The organism is Neobacillus terrisolis (assembly GCF_051233475.1).
Taxonomy (GTDB): domain Bacteria; phylum Bacillota; class Bacilli; order Bacillales; family Cytobacillaceae; genus Bacillus_BU.
This window is the reverse complement of record NZ_JBKFGH010000016.1, coordinates 57,019-76,135: the sequence shown is the minus strand read 5'-3', so window position 1 is coordinate 76,135 and position 19,117 is coordinate 57,019. Positions and strand designations below refer to the sequence as shown.

The window sequence follows — 19,117 nt, the reverse complement described above, 5'->3', positions numbered from 1 at the left end:
TATAATATGATTTATAAAAAAGAGCACCCAGATAAAGCCTGGGTGCCATTGAAATTATGGTTTTAAAACAACCTTTATACAATCCTCTGTTTTTGAATCAAAGACTTCATATCCATGTTTGGCTTGGTCCAAAGGAAGGACATGCGTTATAATGTCTCCGATATCAATCTTTCTTTCATTAAGCAAATTATATAGGAACGACATATAAGGTATTACTGGCGCTTGTCCCGCTTTAAGATTGACGTTGCGCTGAAAAATATCCCCTAGCGGAAATGCATTGTATCTCCCGCCATACACACCGGTTAGTTGTATCGTTCCAGCTTTTCGGACAGCTTGACTTGCTATCACAATGGCGCCCATAGACCCGCCTTGTAGCTTTAATCCTGTAGCGAGGAATTCCATCGGCGTAAACTTACCATCCATTCCTACAGCATCTATCACAATATCGGCTCCGCCCTGGGTAAGTTCCCTTAAATAGTCCCCAGTGTTATCATGTTGTTCAAAATTTACGATCTCGACTTGATTCGTTCTTTTCGCATGCTGAAGGCGGTAGTCAATGTAATCAACAGCAATCACCCTCTTTGCACCTTTAAACCAGGCGAACTTTTGCGCTAATAGCCCTACAGGCCCACAACCAAGAACAATGACAGTATCACCCGCTTTCACCCCTGCATTGTCCACACTCCAGTAGGCTGTGGCAGCGGCATCTGCAATTAGCACCAGCTTTTCATCTTCAACTTCACAACTTTCAGGTATTTTAAAGGGAGTAAAATTACCATAAGGGACCCGTAGATACTCGGCTTGCCCTCCGGCAAATCCTCCCGTTAATTCAGAATAGCCAAGGAATCCACCAATTTCACCATGAGGATTTCCATTATCACATTGACTTGTCAAATCGTGTTGACAATACCAACAGTGACCGCATGCCACATTAAATGGGATGATCACACGGTCTCCTTTTTTTACTTTAGTAACGCTCGATCCTACCTCCTCTACAATTCCCATCGGTTCATGACCGATAACAAAATCTGTTGGGGTATCCGGAATCATCGCATGAATTAAATGTAAATCAGAACCGCAAATGGCGGAGGTAGTCACTTTTATGATTATATCTTCAGGGTTTTGTATTTCAGGATCTTTAACCTCTCTTACTTCCACATTTTTAATCCCTTGGTACGTTACTGCTTTCATTTGACCATCCCTCCTTTTTATTGATTTGGTGTGGCAAACATTCCTTGTCTGTCTGTATCTATAGGGTATAGATTCAATTGTGCAATTTGAACAGCAGTCTCTGCAGACTTTAAGTCTACTGGGAATTGTTTTTTAAAATCATATGGATGAAGCCATTCTTTTTTTATCATCAGGTCTGAAATTTCTGCGTGTAAATCCATAGCCGCTTCCATCTGTTTATACAAAACCCGCCTCAGCTCAGGACTGGCCGTTTCCGTAATTGCAAAACTGTAATTCTTAATCCCGTTCTTTACTGCCAATAAAAAGTCCATCGCAAAAGCAGAATCAGCTAAATTTGGCATTCCCTCCGCATTTCGCGGATCTAAGTAATCTTGCATTTTCCCACCTCCATTTAGTGTAAGATTTGACTCTGTTGATACAGACTAATAAGTTCGTGAATATCTTGAATTGATTGCTGTACGTCCTTTTCCATAAGTTTTTTCAACTCATTATCAAAGCATAACCCTTGTATTAATTTAGATCTAAGTAAACAAACCGTTTTAAAATTAAGAATTTCATGTGTATCAACCGTCTCATGAAATGCTAATGTCTCCTTATTCACTAAAAACACCTCCGCTTAAGTACTGACAAAGGTATTTTTTCCAAATATATTATTTCTATTTATCACGCTTGTTAAAGTTCGTTATTGTTTTTAACGGTGTTGATTGGAGCGGAAGGCGGGAGACTCCTGCGGGAGAAGCTGATCACGGGAGACCCCGCAGACGCGCAAGCGTCGAGGAGGCTCCCGGATCGCCCGCGGAAAGCGAGCGCCTGTAGCGGAAATCAACATTCAGGTTTATTAGCCATCAAATCTAGCTTAATAGATGAATAATCGGGTCGAGACTTTGTAATTATAAGAAAGCAAACCAAGTAAAAGGAGTGGTGATATGATCAAGTATTTAGCTTTGCATGAAACTCTTGAAATTCACGAATTGTTATCATTTAAAAACATTTGTTTAACCAAATCCACCACTATGAGTGCGTTGGCACAGGACGAAGAGCTAAAAGCCATCCTAGAAAATGATGTCGCAACGGGTACGGCCCATATACATCAGCTGCAACAGTTTTTAACAAAGCGGGAGGACCAACAATGAATCAACTAATCCAAAACCTTACTGGAATGGGCGGTATGACTGATCAAGTAATCGCTACTGATTTCTTAATTTCAGCAAAATCAGGAATTAGAAATTATGCTGCTGCAATAACCGAAACAGCCACACCGGAACTAAGAATGGCTTTAAGGGAGCAGCTAAAAGCGGCAGTTGAAACACATGAGAGAATAACCAATTTCATGATCGCAAAAGGATATTACCATCCACATGAACTGAGCGAACAATTAAATGTTGATTTAACGGCCGCCGATACAGCGCTTAACCTTGCTCAAAAATAAAACAGTCCTCAAGCCAATTCGCTTTGGATTGAGGACTGTTTTATTTTTTTCAGTAGTACTTTATTCCGGTTCATTTTCTGGCTTTTGTCCGACAAATTGGATGACATGACACAAACCATTATGAAGTTCTCCTTCATGCCGAACCGTTTCACCCATGAAAAAGTGAACAATTCGCCAATCTGAAAAGGTTTGTAAAAATTCCTCAGGACGATATAGAAAATCCATTTCTTTTGGGCCTCCGCTTTGATAAGGAAGCTGATGAATCGAATAGACTTCCGTAACAAAATATCCGCCAGGCTTTATCGCATCTTTTACACCAAGAAGTGTTTTCTGTCTTAATGGTGTTGGGAAGTGTCCAAATATACAAGTAAGATGATCCCATTGCTCCGGCTTCCAGTTCACATCATTTAAGTCTACCAATTCAGTTTTTACCGAAACGCCGCGGCTTTCTGCAAGCTTTTTAGTTTTTGCAAGGCCTGATTCTGCATAGTCCCAGGCTGTCACATTCAGCCCTTGCTCAGCTAAATAAACGGCATTACGTCCTTCCCCTTCTGCGATTGCCAATACATTACCTGTTAATGTAACTTTTTCGATCACATCTTGCAAAAATTCATTTGGTTTCGTTCCATAAACATAGTGTTCTGATTGAAAGCGATTATTCCAATGGCTCAATTGCTATTTCTCCTTATTACTTTATATATTATGATTTTTACCACAAATGAACCCGTCTATAAAGGGAAACGCTTCAATCTATATCTCTATTTATTAAATTTAGTTATAAAGGAAATTTCACTTTGGAATTTCTCCAAAAGTTCATCATAGGAGGAATTAATTAAGAGGGGAAAGAGGTTTTCAAGCGCTTCAACATAAGTCTGCCCTAACGCGCCGCGAACGATAATGTATTTTTGAAATAGCAGGGCTTTCTCGAAATCAATACCTAGATTATACAAGCCTATGTCCAGTTCCTCTAATGGAATTTTTTTAATTTTTTTATAGATTTTTTCATTTTTTTCAATAAATTTTTCCTCAAGATAGTGCGTGATATAATCTGTATAGACCATTTGGCCAATATCATTTGTTCCTTTTTTTGAATGATTAAACCCAATAATCCGGTCTTCCTTATTTTCGCGAATAATAAACGTTTTATTTCCTTTTAAATGTTTAATAAAATTTTTCACGCTTTTATCAAATATTTTATTAAATTGAATGATTTGATGAAGCTTTACTGCAAATTCTTTGTGCTCTTCACCCACAACGTAAAGTCGGTCGACAATCGGCAATAGCTTCAGGACACCCTCGGAAAGCTGACTAGAGGCATCGTAAATAATAATGTTGTAATCCATCTTCATCCTTTTAATTTTTCGCTTTTGCTCGGTTATCGATAATTTTGAGAACTCATGTATCAACTCTTTCGAGATTTCTTCTTTTTCTAGTGTCCCATACGAAATAAATGCAGCTGTTAAGTTTGTGTTCTGTTTCAGCCAGTTAAAGATCGACAGAGAAAGTTCAGTTACCCCTGATTTTGCTTTTGGTGAATAAAATCCAACCATATACATTTCTCTCACCTGCCTTTTTAATACATCATATTCGGCGTAAGCTAGCTTGTTATAGACAAGCTCCCAGTGTTCGAAAAGAAACTTCCGCTGTTTTCTAACGCACAAAAAACCCTGCCAAGTTTGAGTTTCTTACCGGCAGGGTTTTAAGGTTTGAGTTCCACATGAGATTCCGTAATAATCACATCCTTAAAAAGTAGATTGTTTACTCAGTTCATGTAATTGTTCATTGGTTAAATGCTTAATAAAATGATTAAACGTCATTGACTCCATTCCATAATTTTCACAAGCTGTTTTGTAATTCTCATATGCCTCACGATAAATTTCCATTTTGTTTCCTCCTCTTCAACTGTTATATAACAATGTATTTAATTTAATATTAATATATGACAGTTTTGTGACTTCGTCAATCTATTTTTTAAAAATTTACGTAATTTTGCAAAAAAAAATTAACGCAAATTAGATTACAAAGGCTTTTACGTTCTGCTTTTTCCAAAAAAAGAGACCATAGCGCTTAAAAAAGCTCCATGGTCTTCTTCTTTATGTATTATTCACCTAGGTCAACATTGTGATATACACGTTGAACGTCATCTAAGTCTTCCAATGCATCGATCATTTTCTCGAATTTTGCTTGTGCATCTTCAGGAAGAGTTACATCATTTTGTGCTAGCATCGTAAGCTCAGCAACCGAAAATTCCGTAACGCCAGCATTTTTTAATGCTTCCTGTACAGCATGGAATTGTTCTGGCTCAGCATAAACGATTACCGCTTCATCTTCTTCGATGATGTCCCGTACATCTATATCGGATTCCATTAATATTTCAAGTACATCATCTGCTGTTTTTCCTTCAAGACCGATAACAGCTGTTGCATCAAACATATAGGCAACAGATCCGCTTACTCCCATGTTCCCGCCGTTTTTACCAAAAGCGGCACGAACATCTGAAGCAGTCCGATTTACATTATTTGTTAAAGCATCCACGATAACCATTGATCCATTTGGCCCAAAGCCTTCGTAGCGAAGTTCAGAGTAGTTTTCCTCAGAACCTCCTTTTGCTTTATCAATCGCACGATCAATAATGTGCTTTGGTACATTGTATGTTTTTGCACGTTCCAGAACAAATTTTAGTGCCTGGTTAGCTTCAGGATTTGGTTCGCCTTGTTTTGCAGCTACATAAATTTCAACGCCAAACTTTGCATAGATACGACTTGTATTGGCATCTTTTGACGCTTTTTTGTCCTTAATATTATTCCATTTACGGCCCATAATGAACACTCACTTTCAACTTTGAATCTACACTACTTTGATAAATATGACACTAGATAATATTATACCTTAATTACACCATTTGTTAAGTGTTTGATCATCAAAAATAGTCAAAGTAATGAGGAAAACATATCATATTCCGTTTCTCGCAACATTAATAATGCGATCCGAAATTATTTTCTAAAAAGGGATAGTGGCATGAAACAATAGAGTTACAAATATGATAAATAATGACTATTAAGATGAAGGGCGGTGTAAATGATGAGTTTTTATCTCCCTTTTTTAATTGGAATCATTTTGTTAATCGGAATTACAATTTATTCTCTTTTTTGGTTTACTAAACAAAAAACAAACTCGGTACGAAAAAAAATCCTTAGTGGTGATAAATCTTTTTTAGCCCATTGGCAGTACGATGGTACGATTAATTTTGCCTCCTTTCAAGGCAGGGGCAGTGCGTTATCATGGTACAAAAAGAAATTAACTGATGTAAAGGAGGTTTATATTTGTCCTGACGGAGTATTAATTGGTGATGTCATTTTTTATAGTTGGAATCGCTTTGCCTATTTTAAACAATTAGAAATAATCTCAGAAAGCCCGGCCTGCATCCTTTTTAAAATAGAATTTTCCGCAGGAGAAACTGAAACGATTGCTGAATTCCAAGTTCCAATCCCGCACGGAAAGGAACAGGAAGCAGAAACCGTTCTTGATGCCCTGTATGGAATTGTTCGTTTTAGTTATTAAAGAAAAATCAGAGTCCCCCATTAACGGTGACTCTGATTCCAGAAATTTATATGTACTTCCTAGTTTATTCGTTATGATACGAACAACAATAGTCTGCAACGGTTTGTACTTTTAATTGAAAACTCTCATTAGCTGGAACAAAGAAAATTCCACTGCCTTCAATAACTTGCCAATCCTGCCCCTTTAATTTGTATTGTAAGGTTCCAGCAAGGATTTCCATTTCCTCCTTCTGCGAAGTTGAAAATTCATATTCTCCAGGCAGCATAATTCCCAACGTTTTCTTTGTACCATCTTCAAAAATTACCGTTCTGCTCGTTACTTTCCCATCAAAATAAATATTGGCCTTTTTAATAATACTAACATTTGTAAATTCCATTCCACTCACCCTTTCATTTTTCTAATTTATCATAATAGACAAATATTTTAAATTATTATTTTATTAAAATACACAAAGTACTTCTTTATTTTGTTTTGTAAAAATGCAATGTTGATATTGGACACTCTGTTGATTGGAGCGGAAGGTGCGAGACTTCTGCGGGAGAAGTTGTCACGGGAGACCCCACAGGCGCTATGGCGCCGAGGAGAAGGAAAAGCGGAAGCGGCTTGCCCAGGGGCGACAGGCATAAGACGAGCCGGCATGAAGGTCGTTCTTTGACCTTCTTGACGGATTGGCTTATGACCCCGAGCCCCTAGCCGCTGCAGCTAGACAGGCTCCCGGACTCCCCCGCGGAAAGCGAGCACCTGGAGCGGAAATCAACTACCGAATTAACAATGAATTTTTAAATAAGCAAGTCAATTCACAAAATGGCTATAAATATGGTAAATTTAATTGATATTTATCGGAAAGTTAGGAAGTGAACGAAAATTGAATATGAGAAATCCTTTGCTCATCTTGTTCTTCGTCATGTTTCTCGTCATGATTGGATTCGGAATTATCATTCCCGTCCTCCCGTTTTATGCCGAAGAAATTGGCGCAACCCCTACGGAACTAGGGCTATTAATGTCTGTGTACTCATTAATGCAACTTTTATTTGCGCCTATGTGGGGCAAAATCTCTGATCGAATTGGCCGTAAACCGGTAATGTTGCTTGGAATTGTCGGACTAGCCATTTCGTTCTTTATGATGGCTGGTGCAAAAAGTCTATTGATGCTGTTTCTAGCACGGATTATTGGCGGATTTTTATCCTCAGCTAATATGCCAACGACAATGGCCTATGTTGCAGATATCACCACTCCTGAAGATCGCGGAAAGGGGATGGGAATAATCGGTGCAGCGATTGGTCTGGGATTCGTATTTGGTCCCGCCATCGGCGGCGTTTTCTCAAAAACAAGCTTAAGTTTACCATTTTATTTGGCAGGCTTTTCTTCCTTAATCACTTTAATGTTAGTTTTATTTTTCTTAAAAGAATCTTCAACGGCAGAAAGTAGACTCGGGAATGCTAAGAATGATACATCCATTTGGAAAGCTTTCAGTGGAAACTTATCAATTTTATTTATTTTGCAATGGTTTATTTCTCTCTCATTATCAGGCTTAGAAGCAACGTTTGCCTATTTTGCTGCAAAAAGAGCCGGGATGAATATTACGGAAATGGGTTATGTATTTATGATCATGGGGCTTGCCGGTGCTTTTGTTCAAGGCGGGTTAATGGGCAAGTTAACGAGGAAGTACGGTGAGGGCCCTGTTATTCAAGGGGGCATTCTTGTATCGGCTGTGGGATTTGCATTAATTTTACTCGTGAATGATTTTATAACCGCAGCGATATTTTTAACTATTTTCGGAATTGGCAATGGCGTGATTCGGCCTAGTATTTCTTCCTTGCTAACGAAAACCTCAACGGTGGGACATGGAAGTGCAACTGGACTTTTATCTTCATTCGATTCCTTTGGACGAATCGTAGGTCCTCCACTTGGCGGTTGGCTATATTCACTATCAATTGGCCTTCCATATATATCAGGAACGATTCTTTCCGTTCTTGCCTTTGTCCTTTATCGGGTTTATGCGATAAAAGCAAGACAAATGGAGACTGTATAACAAGAGGCGGACTATAAGTCCGCCTCACTCAACCTTTATATTGACGATGTTAAAAACACCTTACTTTTAAAAGGTGTTTTATTTAACCTTAGAAAATATCCTTCCTTGTAAAAGTAATAAAGGAAATCGCTATTCCTGCAACACCCCAAATTAACAGGACCATTAGCGAAAAACCTAGAGTCATTCCTTCAATTGGGGGCGTACCGCCTGTTAAATAGATAGTAGGTGTCAAATTGACCATGAACAAATACTTAGCTGACTCCCAAGAAGAAACCATATTAGTAAGAATCATTCCCGCTATTAGGCAGGCCAGCATAACGCCCATTCCAGCAGCCGTGCTTTTGATCAAACTGGATAGCATAAAGGATAAAGTTCCAACCACAAGGGAAACAAACCACGCCAGTCCAAATACCATCAACAGAAATTCCCACTGTGGAACTAAATGAACAGCTTCCGTACTCAGCTCTCCATTTTCAACTAAAAAACCGGTTAATACCGGCGCAGACCAGCCGCTAAATCCAAACACTAAACCGGAAATAAGGTAAGATAAAACAGCAAATGACATAATCAAAAATGAAACTGAAAGAATAAGTGTTATGTATTTGCTTAACAGGATTCTCCATCTTTTCACGGGCCTTGTCAGCAAAAGCTTAACTGTCCCCGCACTATGCTCAGATGAAACAATGTCAGCTGAAATAATCATCACCAATAATGGCAGCAAAAGCTGAATGGCGTGCTGTAAGAATTCACGGACAAAGGTTGGAGCCCCTGGTTCTGTTGGATTAATATCATGATCCAAATAGTACTGCTGCTGTTCGACCGAAATTTTCAGCTGTTTCCGCCACTCCTCTGAAATCCCTGTACTGCTAAGTCGATTTTGTTTGTTAATGATATCTTGCTGTAGAGTTGTGCGCCAATCTCTTGTTCCAAGCGTTTCTTGAATCCGTTCCTGTTCACGGTATTGAGCATAAGTAAACATCGATATAAGCACTGCCATAATGAGTATGACTACAACCATTTTTCTTTTTCGAACAATCTTTAACAATTCATTTTCAATAAGCTTAATCAATCGAGTCCCCTCCTGTCATTTCTAAAAATAAATCTTCTAATGAAGGAAGTTTTCGATTCATTTCTTTTACGATTACGTTTTCTTCCACCAGCTTTTGATTCCAATCTCCAACCTCGTTCTCTACATAGGGAGTTATTACCGTTTCTTCATCATGATCAATAATTTCGGTAAAACCGCTCAACATGTCGATCCCTTTATCCATCGGGGATAATCTCCAAATTAGGCGTTCCTGCTTCGTTAACAGCTTATTTACCGAGTCCGTTGCGATAATTTGCCCCTTAGAAATAATCGCAACCCTGTCGCACATGAGCTGAACCTCACTTAATAAATGACTCGAAACAAGAACACTTAGTCCTTCCTCTTCAGCCAAAAAGCGGATAAATTTTCGCATATCACGAATACCCGATGGATCTAGACCATTTGTTGGTTCATCCAAAATAAGAACCTTCGGATGACCTAGTAATGCTTGGGCAATTCCAAGTCGCTGTCTCATTCCTAATGAATAGGTTTTAACCCTGTCATGGATTCGCTCCTGCAGCCCGACAAGTTCAACAACATATTGAATTCGATCCTTTTTAATATTGGGGAGCATAACAGCAAAATGCTCTAAATTTTCCCATCCTGTCAAATAAGGATACATTTCTGGATTTTCAACAATACAACCCAAGTTCGTCATCGCCTTTGTGAAATCCTTAGCCACGTTATATCCACATATTTGTATGGAACCGGAGGTTGGTCTTATTAAGCCCACAAGCATCCGGATGGTAGTTGTTTTTCCCGCTCCGTTTGGTCCTAAGAAACCAAATACCTCACCTTTCTTTAATTCAAAGTCGATTCCTTTTATTATCTCTTTTCTGCCGATGACCTTGCGAAGTCCCTCGACAGACATCGTAATTTCGCTCATATTTTCCCTCCTTTACATGGTAATTAATGAAGCAACCCGCTCAGCAATGAGCTGATAGCCTTCTGTATTAGGATGAAATTGATCGGTATATAAGTACTGATTCACATTTAACTGAAATAGATCGAATGTTGGGACAAACACTGTTTTTGGATATTTAGCGGTGATTTCTGCACTTTTGTAATTCCACGCGCGGACTATTTTAGATGTTTGCTCCGCATTTTCTAATTCTATAAATGGATTGTATAAGCCGATTAAAAATATATCAGCATTTGAATTCACAGCCCTAAGTTCCGTCAGGATTGTATTTAAGTTTTCATCGAATGCAGCCTCAATTGGCAATAAGCTTTCAGGACTTAAATCAGCTAACCCTTCTCCCCGTCGGAATAAGTCATTTCCACCAATCGTAATAAGAATAATGTCAGCTGTTTCCGCTTGTCTTTGAATTTCCTTTTCCTTTACTTGACTTGCTAATTGGACGGAGGTCAGTCCTCTTATGCCCAAATTTGACAAGGTAAGCTTCTGCTTCGACTTTTCTTCAAGATTAGCAACTAAATAACCAACATATCCTTTCCCCTCAGCGTCCCCGGTACCTCTAGTGAGTGAATCACCTAATGCCACTATTTTTGTTCGCTTCTCTTCTGTTTCCGATTCACGTTTTACAGTTGTTTCTATTTTTGGTTTCGTTGGGGTGTCAAAATAATCATAAAGTGTCAATCCCAGTCCAATTACACATATGAGACTAGCGATCACCGATGAGATCGCTACAAATATTACTGGAGTCTTCCGCAAATCAATCCCACCTTTAGATTAAAAAGTTTTAAACTTGTACAATTGCTAATAGAAACATTATATCCTTTTGTCCAACGTAATGATGAGTAAATACTGGCAATTTTAGTTATTTTTTATATAAAAACAAAAAAAGCTGAAGAAACCGGGGATTAAAACCCAATTTCTTCAGCTTCATAAAAATAAGTAATTAAATTTTCATAACCCCGCCAGTATTTGCAGATGTTACAAGCTTTGAATAGCGAGCTAAATAGCCCTTCTTCACTTTAGGTTCAAAGCCTTTCCAGTTGGCTTTACGTGCGCTCATCTCTTCATCAGAAATTTCCAGTGTTATTTTACGATTATTTAAATCAAGCTCAATAATATCTCCATCTTCAACGAACGCAATCGGACCGCCTTCTGCAGCTTCCGGTGAAATATGACCGATGGAAATTCCTCTGGATGCTCCGGAGAAACGTCCATCCGTGATTAAACCAACTTTAGCTCCAAGACCGCGACCGACGATTTGTGAAGTCGGTGCAAGCATTTCCGGCATTCCCGGTCCGCCTTTTGGACCCTCGTAGCGAATAACGACAACATGTCCTTCTTTAACTTTGCCAGTAATGATTCCTGATAAAGCTTCCTCTTGAGAATCAAAGCAAATAGCTGGTCCGCGGTGATAGCCGCCAACAGCTGGATCTACTGCACCTACTTTGATAACAGCACCGTCCGGAGCTAGATTTCCAAACAATACAGCAAGACCCCCGCGTTCTGAATAAGGATTTTCCAAAGGACGAATTACTTGTTTATCTAAAATCTCCGCCCCTGCAACATTCTCTTTTAATGTTTTACCAGATACAGTTAAGCAGTCTCCGTTAATTGCTCCAGGTATTTTTAGAATTTCATTGATGATGGCACTAACCCCGCCGGCATTGTGTACATCTTCAATATGATAATCGGAAGCAGGTGCAATTTTTGCTAGATGCGGTACCCGGGAAGCAACTTCATTAATGCGTTCCAATGAATAATCAATTTCTGCTTCATGAGCTAATGCCAATGTATGTAGAACCGTATTCGTTGATCCACCCATTGCCATATCTAAAGCAAAAGCATTATCAATTGCATCAATTGTTACAATATCACGTGGTTTTATATCCTTTTTAATAAGCTCCATCAATTGAGTTGCGGAGCGCTTAACGAATTCTTTGCGCTCTTCAGATACTGCTAATATTGTACCGTTTCCTGGTAAAGCAAGTCCAAGTCCTTCAGCTAAGCAGTTCATTGAGTTTGCTGTAAACATTCCTGAACAAGAACCGCATGTTGGACAGGCAACTTGCTCAATCTCTGTTAATCTCGCTTCATCAATAAGACCAGATTGTAAAGCTCCAACTCCTTCAAAAACAGAGTTCAAATTAAGGGCTTTGCCTTCTGAATCCTTCCCAGCCTTCATTGGCCCACCGCTGACAAAAATAGTAGGAATGTTGATGCGAAGTGCCGCCATCATCATCCCAGGAGTGATTTTGTCGCAGTTCGGAATACAAACCATTCCATCAAACCAGTGAGCATTGACAACTGTTTCTACGGAATCGGCTATAATCTCGCGGCTTGGTAATGAATAGCGCATCCCGATATGTCCCATCGCGATACCATCATCAACACCAATCGTGTTCATTTCAAACGGAACTCCACCCGCTTCTCTAATTGCGTCTTTAACGATTTTACCAAACTCTTGAAGGTGAACATGTCCTGGGACAATATCAATATATGAGTTAACAACAGCGATAAACGGTTTGTTGAAATCCTCTTCTTTAACGCCAGCTGCACGAAGCAAGCTGCGATGTGGTGCACGGTCAAAACCTTGTTTAATCATATTACTACGTAATTCAGCCAAATTAATTACCTCCACTATTGTTACTTTATTCAGTTAATTTTAAGTTTTTATTATTGTATCATTATTTTTAATATATTTATAGATTTTACGACAATTCTTTGACTTTTCAACATTTTTTTCAGGACAAAGAACAAAAGCGCAAGTGCCCCGTAAGCTCACGACAGGACTGGAGCACATCGACTGAGATAAAGGAAACACGAAGAGCGTTAGCTCTTCGATGTTGACTTATCGTAGGGAGGTGGGCGAAGTCCACTAGGAGCTGGGCGCTGGAGCTGGACGAGTCTAACTGTACAAAAGTTATGCACGACTTTGAAATTATTGTTTATTAAAAAATATAAAACCTAGTAAAATTACTAGGTTTTTTCCATTTTATTCAATTACGTAAGACTTTCTAGTTCTTTCACTAATCGGTGAAATTCTTCTTTATTTCTTTCGGCTAAGGAGACGTCGATTTCTTTTTTGATTTTAGCAATTTTAAAATCAATCAGGGACTTTTCAAGAAACATTTCGGCAATCAGTGCATCGGTTGGATTTACTTTTCGTTCAAATTGTCGTGGAGCCCTTTGCTGGTTCTGTCTCATAAAATTTTGCATCTTATGATCCATAGAAATCAACTCCTTGTCCTTTTTTCTATTATAGTATATTTTTTTGATAATTTAAATACTTTTATATGTTATTTATATTAAAAATCTGAAAATTTTCTGAACTTTTAACAAATTTCTTTGAAATATAGGCATTAGACCCCGTCAATGTCCCACAACACTTGAGAAGATGCGCATATAATACCATAGATTGTCCTAGGGGGTGAGGAAATGAGTTATAAAGGCGGAAAAGGTTCGAACTTTGTGTTAATTGTCGTATTGTTTATCCTTTTAGTCATTGTTGGTGCAAGTTACTATGGTTACTAATCATCACTAAACAGAAATACGTAAGGCTATCTGAGTAAACCTTGTTAGTCTTACGTGTTTTTATTATTTAAATATATTTTGAATAAAAGATTTTACTAAAAGGCAAAAAAAAAAGACCATTCAAACCGAATCGTTTTCTTTTGAATGGTCCTTGCCTTATATTTCGAGTTCTTCGAGAAAATGACTTAAGATTCTTGCGGTCAAACCCCAAATTACCTTATCTCCATATTTATAAAAATATTCATCAATATGTCTAGTTTGCCAATTATAATTTTCTCCGCCAATAATCAAATCAAACGGAAAATCTTGCTCAGGTTTAGCAGAAAAGTGAACCTTAAATATCTCAGGCTTTACGTTTTGAAAAAATTCCAGCGGTACTGTAAACACTTCAGCCACTTCTGCATGATTCGGTTGGATTTGTTGCTCATTCTCCATCACACCTAAAAAGGGATAAATGATCGTTCCGAAAGGTGTTACCATATAATCTAATGGAAAAACGTGACGTATGCTACTTGGATGGATTCCAAGCTCCTCAGACGTTTCTCTTATTGCAGTAAATTGTTCATTTATATCATCAGGATCGACCTTTCCCCCAGGAAAACAAATCTCGCCCGGCTGTCGCCTCATATTATAAGCTCTTACCTCAAACAATATATGCAGACCATCATCCTTTTCAATAAGAGGCAAAAGAACAGCGAATTTTGTAAACTTTGAGCTGTCTAACATCGTTGAGTCTCGGTTTTGCATTCTTTTCAAAATTTGATTAATCTCCATGTATTCTCCCCCGCAATGAATCTGCTTTTATCCCTATTATACATCTATCTATATACTCGATATGACAAATCATATATTTTCTACTATCGAGATGCAACTAACCCGACACCATAATATTTATTCTTCGATAAAATTATTGTCTTTCCTGCTTTTTCTTGCTTTCATTTTGAATTTCACTTGGCATTGGACGTTCTTCTATCGGGACGCTTGATAAAATCTCTCTATCTTTAGACATAGAGTCCTCCCCTACTCCTGGTGCAATATGAGACATAGGCAATTGTTCAAGCTCTTTTCCTCTTGGCATTTTTCATCCCTCCTGATTATTAGTCTTACATATGTTTTTCCTCTTTTGCATCAACCTGTCCTATCTTTTTCTACATTTGCATATACTGTTGAGAACTTTCTAATGCAAGGAGGAACTCTATGTTTTCATTTTTAGAAAAAGCAATTATCGGTATGTCTCTTTTACGTATGTTATCCGGCAGTATCGAAATCATTGTTGCTTTTCTCATCCTTAAATCAAACAGCATCGAAAAAGCTTTAGTATTAAACACAAGCTTAGCCCTTGTCGGACCTATTATCCTTATTCTTACGACAACGATTGGACTGTTTGGGATTGCCGAAAAAATTTCCTTTGCAAAGATCATTTGGATTTTTTCAGGTGTAGCGTGTATTTTATATGGTATTAAGAGTAACTAGTTGTCCCATTCATTAGTCTAGTTAATTTCGGGGTATTGACCTAACTCCAGCTTGTACTGTTCGTCCGGAACTCTTTGATTTACTGGCAATGAAAACGGAACACTAGGTAATTGAAAAGTATTAATGTCAATAATATATTTCGGGCGCCGCTTCGCCTCTTTGTATAATTTACCAATATATTCCCCGATTAAACCAATCGCAATGAGCTGTAGTCCGCCAATTAGCCAAATGGAAGTAATTAATGACGTCCACCCAGTAACGGTTGTCCCGAAAAACTTTAACAAAAAGAAATACAATCCAAATATAAGACTGATGAAAAAAGAGATAAAACCTGTGAAAAGAACAAGCCTAATCGGTGTGACAGAAAAAGAGGTGATTCCATCAAAGGCAAAAGCGAGCATCTTTTTCAAAGGGTATTTAGAAACTCCTGCAAGCCTCTCTTGCCGAGTATAGGTTACAGTCGTTGAGCGGAACCCAATGAGTGGAATAATCCCACGCAGGAAAAGATTTACTTCCTCAAATCGAGCTAATTCCTCAAGTGCCTTTTTGCTCATTAAACGATAGTCTGCATGATTGTAGACAAGATTGACACCCATTTTTTCCATCAAACGATAAAATCCTTGTGCAGTCGTTCGCTTAAAAAACGTATCTGTCTCCCGATTATCACGAACTCCATAGACAATTTCATAACCTTCTTGAAATTTGCTTAAGAATGAGCGAATAACTTCAATATCATCCTGGAGATCAGCGTCTATTGAAATGACACAATCCGATCGTTCTTTAGCGGTTAGTAAGCCTGCCAACAAAGCATTTTGATGCCCTACATTACGTGATAATTTTAACCCTTTTATCCGCTCATTTTTCAAACCTGCTTTATAAATGATAGACCATGTTCGATCTTTACTCCCATCATCGACAAATAAAAGCATACTCCTGTTTGAAATGAGCTCCTGGTGCATTAAATCATTCATTAAAAGTTCCAAGCGTGACATCGTTTCCGGTAATACTTCTTCCTCATTGTAGCAAGGTATGACGATTGTAAGGGTCGGTTCGATCATGTTTGCTTCCTCCCAGATGGTTACGTCACTTTATATAAATAAATTTTCCAAGCAGACGTTTTTGATTCAAAAACTTTTTCAAGAATAAGCCCGTTTTCTCCAGCATTTAAAATCGGAACGCCTGAAAATAAATATTGCCCTCCCATTTTCTTAAACGGCTCCAAATTAAGTTTTACATTCTTCAACTTCTTATTTGAGTGCTTTTTAAACATGTACGATTTTCCGAGTTCATCTGTAAAAAAATAACATCTCCCGCCCCACTTATCAAAATATTTCCGGATTTTCTTGTTTTTACCTAACTCATTTTCAATTATCGTGCGAAACTGATGCTTATACTTTAGCGGATAAAAATTGTTATACGTATCAAGGGTAAAAAAACCATTGTACTGGGCAATGGCAGGGTGAAGTCCAATACTGGCTACCCGATAGTCTTCGACTGGTTTGTTAATATAATCTTTAATATCTAGAAAAAGGTTTTCTGCATAGAATTCTTTCACTGTTGGTTTCTTTTGATAAATAATTTCATCATTAAATGCAAATAACAGCAGGACCTGACTGATCAAAAGAAATTGGGCCGCAGGCCTCCAAGACTTACTTTGTTCCCAAAGAATTTTCAAGCCCAGCCCAAAGCTTACATAAATAATAAGTGGTCTTAAAAAATGATACCGAGCAAAGTTGAATGTATCCAAAAAATGAAGACGTTTCGTCAGAGGAAGCCAGCCTTCATAAAACCAAAATGCATACCAGACGGACAAACCGAAATTAAGGAAAAATAAAAATAGAAAAACTTTTTCTTGCTTCATCCGTTTATTTTTTATAATCAAAAAAAGCGCGAAAAATAGAACAGGTAAAATAAACAGAGCGTGAACCGTCATCACATGCGTATGCCCTAAAATATAATTTTTAAACGCTAGTCTAATTACTCTCCATAATGGTAATTCAGCATGAAAATACTCATCTCGGCTGTTTGGTTCGGTTGAAAATAAAAAAGAATATACCAGTCTATATTCAACTAGCATATAAACAAAAGTCATATACATGAGCGCAAAAATAAACCGGAGATTCGCACGCTTCGTCTTAAGTACATCTATAATCCATAGAACACCCATCCCGGATAAAAAAAAGAAAAATCCTAGTACGATACTGGAGTAAAACGGTAATAAGCTAAGCACCAGCATGTTTTTCCACTTTTTGATTCCCTTTCTAATATTTAGAAAGGACCATAGAGCTAACGGCATCCCTAACGTACTAAGCATACCGGACGGCCAAAATGGCGTTAACGAAAAAGCCAACGCTACCCCGACACGAATATATCGATGCTTATTTTCCAGTAAGAAATGGTCTTTCAACAGCATAAACATGCCGATAAACGCAAAAAAACGAGTAATCGCTTGACTTACCCCGTAAGCAATCATGGTCGGGAATATTGCGTAAAGCCAGACAATTCCACTAAATTCTGAACTGAAAGCATTTCTAGGTAAACCATTAATGATTTGCGGAATCGTTGCATCAAACCTTCCAAAAAGCTCACCGCTACGGGCTAACACCTTATACCAGGCGATATTGGAATCCAAATTGTCATGAACACGAATATGGGCATTCTCGCCTAGAATAAATAGCGGAGACAAATAGATCGTGATGACAAGGCACGCTACTAAGATTAAGATGTCTTCTTCGTTTCGAAAGATTCTCCTCACTTGTTACACCTCATCATTAAACTCTCATCACTAGTTGGATTAAAGGATTGGTCTTAAGGTTTGCTAAAAGAGAAAAATTATTCCTTTTTTTCGGAAGATCCACACCTTTTCAATACAAAAAATGCTGCCTCAATATAGGCAGCATTCATAATAAATCAACTTTATTGGGTTTACGCAAACGTCTGGTTAATCGCTCTTTCTAAATTGACTTCAATATGTTTGAAATAGCGTTTCGTAATATTAATATCCCGGTGTCCAGCTAACTTTGCTACTGTCTGAATGTCTACGCCATGATTTATTAAATCTTGGCAAAAGGTGTGGCGAAGCTTATGAGGATGGACATGATATTTTTGAAGCATGTATTGTACCGACCTCGTTGTCATACGCCTTTTTACACTCGAACAAAACAAAGGATCTAAAGCCGCATTCTTTTTTTCTTTTTCAAAATAAACAAGGAATAGTTTTTTTAATTCCTTTGAAATCGGAATTACTCGATCAACTTCGCCTTTTTCATTACGAATCACTAAGCTTCCGCTATCATTAGCAATTTTTACATCCGAAACATTCAGAGCGCAAAGCTCCGACACTCTAATCCCGGTTTGTAACAGGGTATAAACAATCACTTGGTTTCGTAAGTTTCCATCTAGAAGAACTTCTTTAAGCAAAGAGGCTTTTTCGGAATCACTTAAACATTGAGGTGCTTCCTCAGTCCGAATCACTTCTTTTTTTACAATATTAACCATCAATTGTGGTTTTTGAAGAAATTTTGTATAAACACTGATAACGGCATAAACTTTGTCAATTGTACCTGCACTCATTTGTTTTTGTTCCAAAAAGTAAAGATAGTTTTGAATCTGAACAGCTTGTAAATCCTTTAATGAAGCTTCATTTGACAATAACCATTCATTAAAAGACTCAAGCACTCCAACATAGGTTTTTACAGTATTGTTTGACTTTCCCTTATTGACTAACCACATACGAAACTCATTTAAGATTGTTTCGGCGTTTTCCAAGGGGCAGCCTCCTTTATTATCAGCTTTATTCTATTTTATCAGTTTATTTCTAAAAAGTAAATTTCTGCGAAATTAAAAAAATTCGCCTGTATGGTTGTACAAGCAGAAATCGTTGAATAAACTGTA

At 38.0% G+C, this 19,117-nt stretch carries 24 protein-coding genes; 6 read left to right on the top strand and 18 right to left on the bottom strand.

Translation table 11 applies throughout. The features are described from left to right. Nucleotides 1-54: 54 nt before the first annotated feature. Genes ACI48O_RS11290 through ACI48O_RS11280 form a run of 3 tightly spaced genes read right to left on the bottom strand, consistent with a single transcriptional unit; the run spans nt 55 to nt 1,792 of the window. A complete protein-coding gene (locus tag ACI48O_RS11290; protein ID WP_435561907.1) occupies nt 55-1,191 on the bottom strand; it encodes a zinc-dependent alcohol dehydrogenase in 1,137 nt (378 codons plus the stop codon). 17 nt (nt 1,192-1,208) lie between these two features. Beyond that, nucleotides 1,209-1,568, bottom strand: a complete 360-nt coding sequence (locus ACI48O_RS11285; RefSeq protein ID WP_435561906.1) for a spore coat protein — start codon at nt 1,566-1,568, stop codon at nt 1,209-1,211. Nucleotides 1,569-1,582: 14 nt separating this feature from the next. Then, nucleotides 1,583-1,792 carry a spore coat protein gene (locus ACI48O_RS11280; RefSeq protein WP_435561905.1) on the bottom strand — a complete coding sequence of 70 codons (210 nt, stop codon included), beginning with the start codon at nt 1,790-1,792 and terminating at the stop codon, nt 1,583-1,585. 325 nt (nt 1,793-2,117) lie between these two features. On the opposite strand from ACI48O_RS11280, the gene ACI48O_RS11275 reads away from it, so the two are divergent. Both ACI48O_RS11275 and ACI48O_RS11270 read left to right on the top strand, forming a co-directional pair. After that, nucleotides 2,118-2,324: a hypothetical protein gene (locus tag ACI48O_RS11275; RefSeq protein ID WP_435561904.1), complete on the top strand. Its 207-nt coding sequence runs from the start codon at nt 2,118-2,120 to the stop codon at nt 2,322-2,324. Further along, a complete protein-coding gene (locus ACI48O_RS11270) occupies nt 2,321-2,620 on the top strand; it encodes a spore coat protein (protein WP_435561903.1) in 300 nt (99 codons plus the stop codon). The genes ACI48O_RS11275 and ACI48O_RS11270 overlap by 4 nt, the downstream gene beginning before the upstream one ends. Before the next feature lie 60 nt (nt 2,621-2,680). Here ACI48O_RS11270 and ACI48O_RS11265 read toward each other — a convergent pair whose 3' ends face one another. The 4 genes from ACI48O_RS11265 to ACI48O_RS11250 form a co-directional block, all read right to left on the bottom strand. Continuing rightward, a complete protein-coding gene (locus ACI48O_RS11265; RefSeq protein WP_435561902.1) occupies nt 2,681-3,292 on the bottom strand; it encodes a class I SAM-dependent methyltransferase in 612 nt (203 codons plus the stop codon). An 86-nt stretch (nt 3,293-3,378) separates the two neighbouring features. After that, a complete protein-coding gene (locus ACI48O_RS11260; RefSeq protein ID WP_435561901.1) occupies nt 3,379-4,176 on the bottom strand; it encodes a hypothetical protein in 798 nt (265 codons plus the stop codon). Between the two features lie 186 nt (nt 4,177-4,362). Then, entirely contained in the window at nt 4,363-4,503 is a 141-nt protein-coding gene (locus ACI48O_RS11255; RefSeq protein ID WP_435561900.1) for a hypothetical protein, read from the bottom strand. A 217-nt stretch (nt 4,504-4,720) separates the two neighbouring features. Next, nucleotides 4,721-5,440, bottom strand: a complete 720-nt coding sequence (locus ACI48O_RS11250) for a YebC/PmpR family DNA-binding transcriptional regulator (RefSeq protein WP_435561899.1) — start codon at nt 5,438-5,440, stop codon at nt 4,721-4,723. Between the two features lie 258 nt (nt 5,441-5,698). Between ACI48O_RS11250 and ACI48O_RS11245 the strand changes: the two genes are divergently transcribed. Next, nucleotides 5,699-6,181, top strand: a complete 483-nt coding sequence (locus ACI48O_RS11245) for a hypothetical protein (protein ID WP_435561898.1) — start codon at nt 5,699-5,701, stop codon at nt 6,179-6,181. A gap of 64 nt (nt 6,182-6,245) precedes the next feature. Here the strand turns inward: ACI48O_RS11245 and ppnP are convergent, their stop codons facing one another. Beyond that, nucleotides 6,246-6,557, bottom strand: a complete 312-nt coding sequence (gene ppnP / locus ACI48O_RS11240; protein WP_435561897.1) for a pyrimidine/purine nucleoside phosphorylase — start codon at nt 6,555-6,557, stop codon at nt 6,246-6,248. 495 nt (nt 6,558-7,052) lie between these two features. On the opposite strand from ppnP, the gene ACI48O_RS11235 reads away from it, so the two are divergent. Next, the gene (locus ACI48O_RS11235) at nt 7,053-8,213 is read left to right on the top strand and encodes an MFS transporter (RefSeq protein WP_435561997.1); all 1,161 of its coding nucleotides are present in this window, start codon (nt 7,053-7,055) and stop codon (nt 8,211-8,213) included. 88 nt (nt 8,214-8,301) lie between these two features. Here the strand turns inward: ACI48O_RS11235 and ACI48O_RS11230 are convergent, their stop codons facing one another. The 5 genes from ACI48O_RS11230 to ACI48O_RS11210 form a co-directional block, all read right to left on the bottom strand. Further along, nucleotides 8,302-9,282 (bottom strand): ABC transporter permease subunit, encoded by a 981-nt coding sequence (locus ACI48O_RS11230; RefSeq protein WP_435561896.1) that lies wholly within the window; start codon nt 9,280-9,282, stop codon nt 8,302-8,304. Further along, nucleotides 9,275-10,186, bottom strand: a complete 912-nt coding sequence (locus ACI48O_RS11225) for an ABC transporter ATP-binding protein (protein ID WP_435561895.1) — start codon at nt 10,184-10,186, stop codon at nt 9,275-9,277. Before ACI48O_RS11225 ends, ACI48O_RS11230 begins: the two co-directional genes overlap by 8 nt. 12 nt (nt 10,187-10,198) lie before the next feature. Beyond that, entirely contained in the window at nt 10,199-10,975 is a 777-nt protein-coding gene (locus ACI48O_RS11220; protein WP_435561894.1) for an SGNH/GDSL hydrolase family protein, read from the bottom strand. A 187-nt stretch (nt 10,976-11,162) separates the two neighbouring features. Continuing rightward, nucleotides 11,163-12,842 (bottom strand): dihydroxy-acid dehydratase, encoded by a 1,680-nt coding sequence (ilvD, locus tag ACI48O_RS11215; protein ID WP_435561893.1) that lies wholly within the window; start codon nt 12,840-12,842, stop codon nt 11,163-11,165. Nucleotides 12,843-13,219: 377 nt separating this feature from the next. Further along, a complete protein-coding gene (locus ACI48O_RS11210) occupies nt 13,220-13,447 on the bottom strand; it encodes an IDEAL domain-containing protein (RefSeq protein WP_435561892.1) in 228 nt (75 codons plus the stop codon). A 207-nt stretch (nt 13,448-13,654) separates the two neighbouring features. Here ACI48O_RS11210 and ACI48O_RS11205 point away from each other — a divergent pair, with 207 nt between their 5' ends. Next, nucleotides 13,655-13,750 carry a YjcZ family sporulation protein gene (locus ACI48O_RS11205; protein ID WP_435561891.1) on the top strand — a complete coding sequence of 32 codons (96 nt, stop codon included), beginning with the start codon at nt 13,655-13,657 and terminating at the stop codon, nt 13,748-13,750. Between the two features lie 156 nt (nt 13,751-13,906). On the opposite strand, the gene ACI48O_RS11200 is transcribed toward ACI48O_RS11205, so the two are convergent. Next, complete coding sequence (locus ACI48O_RS11200) at nt 13,907-14,524, bottom strand: NUDIX hydrolase (RefSeq protein ID WP_435561890.1); 618 nt, start codon at nt 14,522-14,524, stop codon at nt 13,907-13,909. 133 nt (nt 14,525-14,657) lie between these two features. Further along, a complete protein-coding gene (locus ACI48O_RS11195; protein ID WP_435561889.1) occupies nt 14,658-14,828 on the bottom strand; it encodes a hypothetical protein in 171 nt (56 codons plus the stop codon). Between the two features lie 119 nt (nt 14,829-14,947). Between ACI48O_RS11195 and ACI48O_RS11190 the strand changes: the two genes are divergently transcribed. Next, nucleotides 14,948-15,223, top strand: a complete 276-nt coding sequence (locus ACI48O_RS11190) for a YqhV family protein (protein WP_435561888.1) — start codon at nt 14,948-14,950, stop codon at nt 15,221-15,223. A 17-nt stretch (nt 15,224-15,240) separates the two neighbouring features. On the opposite strand, the gene ACI48O_RS11185 is transcribed toward ACI48O_RS11190, so the two are convergent. The 3 genes from ACI48O_RS11185 to ACI48O_RS11175 form a co-directional block, all read right to left on the bottom strand. Further along, nucleotides 15,241-16,281 carry a glycosyltransferase family 2 protein gene (locus tag ACI48O_RS11185; protein WP_435561887.1) on the bottom strand — a complete coding sequence of 347 codons (1,041 nt, stop codon included), beginning with the start codon at nt 16,279-16,281 and terminating at the stop codon, nt 15,241-15,243. A gap of 20 nt (nt 16,282-16,301) precedes the next feature. Further along, nucleotides 16,302-17,969, bottom strand: a complete 1,668-nt coding sequence (locus ACI48O_RS11180) for a DUF6044 family protein (protein ID WP_435561996.1) — start codon at nt 17,967-17,969, stop codon at nt 16,302-16,304. Nucleotides 17,970-18,148: 179 nt separating this feature from the next. Then, on the bottom strand, nt 18,149-18,991 hold the full coding sequence (locus ACI48O_RS11175; protein WP_435561886.1) for a tyrosine-type recombinase/integrase: 843 nt from the start codon (nt 18,989-18,991) through the stop codon (nt 18,149-18,151). Nucleotides 18,992-19,117: the final 126 nt, after the last annotated feature.

What these genes read in the sequence shown, in the direction of transcription:
- ACI48O_RS11290 (WP_435561907.1), bottom strand. Translation starts at nt 1,191, where the DNA reads ATGAAAGCAGTAACGTACCAAGGGATTAAAAATGTGGAAGTAAGAGAG.
- ACI48O_RS11285 (WP_435561906.1), bottom strand. Translation starts at nt 1,568, where the DNA reads ATGCAAGATTACTTAGATCCGCGAAATGCGGAGGGAATGCCAAATTTA.
- ACI48O_RS11275 (WP_435561904.1), top strand. Translation starts at nt 2,118, where the DNA reads ATGATCAAGTATTTAGCTTTGCATGAAACTCTTGAAATTCACGAATTG.
- ACI48O_RS11270 (WP_435561903.1), top strand. Translation starts at nt 2,321, where the DNA reads ATGAATCAACTAATCCAAAACCTTACTGGAATGGGCGGTATGACTGAT.
- ACI48O_RS11260 (WP_435561901.1), bottom strand. Translation starts at nt 4,176, where the DNA reads ATGTATATGGTTGGATTTTATTCACCAAAAGCAAAATCAGGGGTAACT.
- ACI48O_RS11255 (WP_435561900.1), bottom strand. Translation starts at nt 4,503, where the DNA reads ATGGAAATTTATCGTGAGGCATATGAGAATTACAAAACAGCTTGTGAA.
- ACI48O_RS11250 (WP_435561899.1), bottom strand. Translation starts at nt 5,440, where the DNA reads ATGGGCCGTAAATGGAATAATATTAAGGACAAAAAAGCGTCAAAAGAT.
- ACI48O_RS11245 (WP_435561898.1), top strand. Translation starts at nt 5,699, where the DNA reads ATGATGAGTTTTTATCTCCCTTTTTTAATTGGAATCATTTTGTTAATC.
- ppnP (WP_435561897.1), bottom strand. Translation starts at nt 6,557, where the DNA reads ATGGAATTTACAAATGTTAGTATTATTAAAAAGGCCAATATTTATTTT.
- ACI48O_RS11235 (WP_435561997.1), top strand. Translation starts at nt 7,053, where the DNA reads ATGAGAAATCCTTTGCTCATCTTGTTCTTCGTCATGTTTCTCGTCATG.
- ACI48O_RS11225 (WP_435561895.1), bottom strand. Translation starts at nt 10,186, where the DNA reads ATGAGCGAAATTACGATGTCTGTCGAGGGACTTCGCAAGGTCATCGGC.
- ACI48O_RS11210 (WP_435561892.1), bottom strand. Translation starts at nt 13,447, where the DNA reads ATGGATCATAAGATGCAAAATTTTATGAGACAGAACCAGCAAAGGGCT.
- ACI48O_RS11205 (WP_435561891.1), top strand. Translation starts at nt 13,655, where the DNA reads ATGAGTTATAAAGGCGGAAAAGGTTCGAACTTTGTGTTAATTGTCGTA.
- ACI48O_RS11200 (WP_435561890.1), bottom strand. Translation starts at nt 14,524, where the DNA reads ATGGAGATTAATCAAATTTTGAAAAGAATGCAAAACCGAGACTCAACG.
- ACI48O_RS11195 (WP_435561889.1), bottom strand. Translation starts at nt 14,828, where the DNA reads ATGCCAAGAGGAAAAGAGCTTGAACAATTGCCTATGTCTCATATTGCA.
- ACI48O_RS11190 (WP_435561888.1), top strand. Translation starts at nt 14,948, where the DNA reads ATGTTTTCATTTTTAGAAAAAGCAATTATCGGTATGTCTCTTTTACGT.
- ACI48O_RS11185 (WP_435561887.1), bottom strand. Translation starts at nt 16,281, where the DNA reads ATGATCGAACCGACCCTTACAATCGTCATACCTTGCTACAATGAGGAA.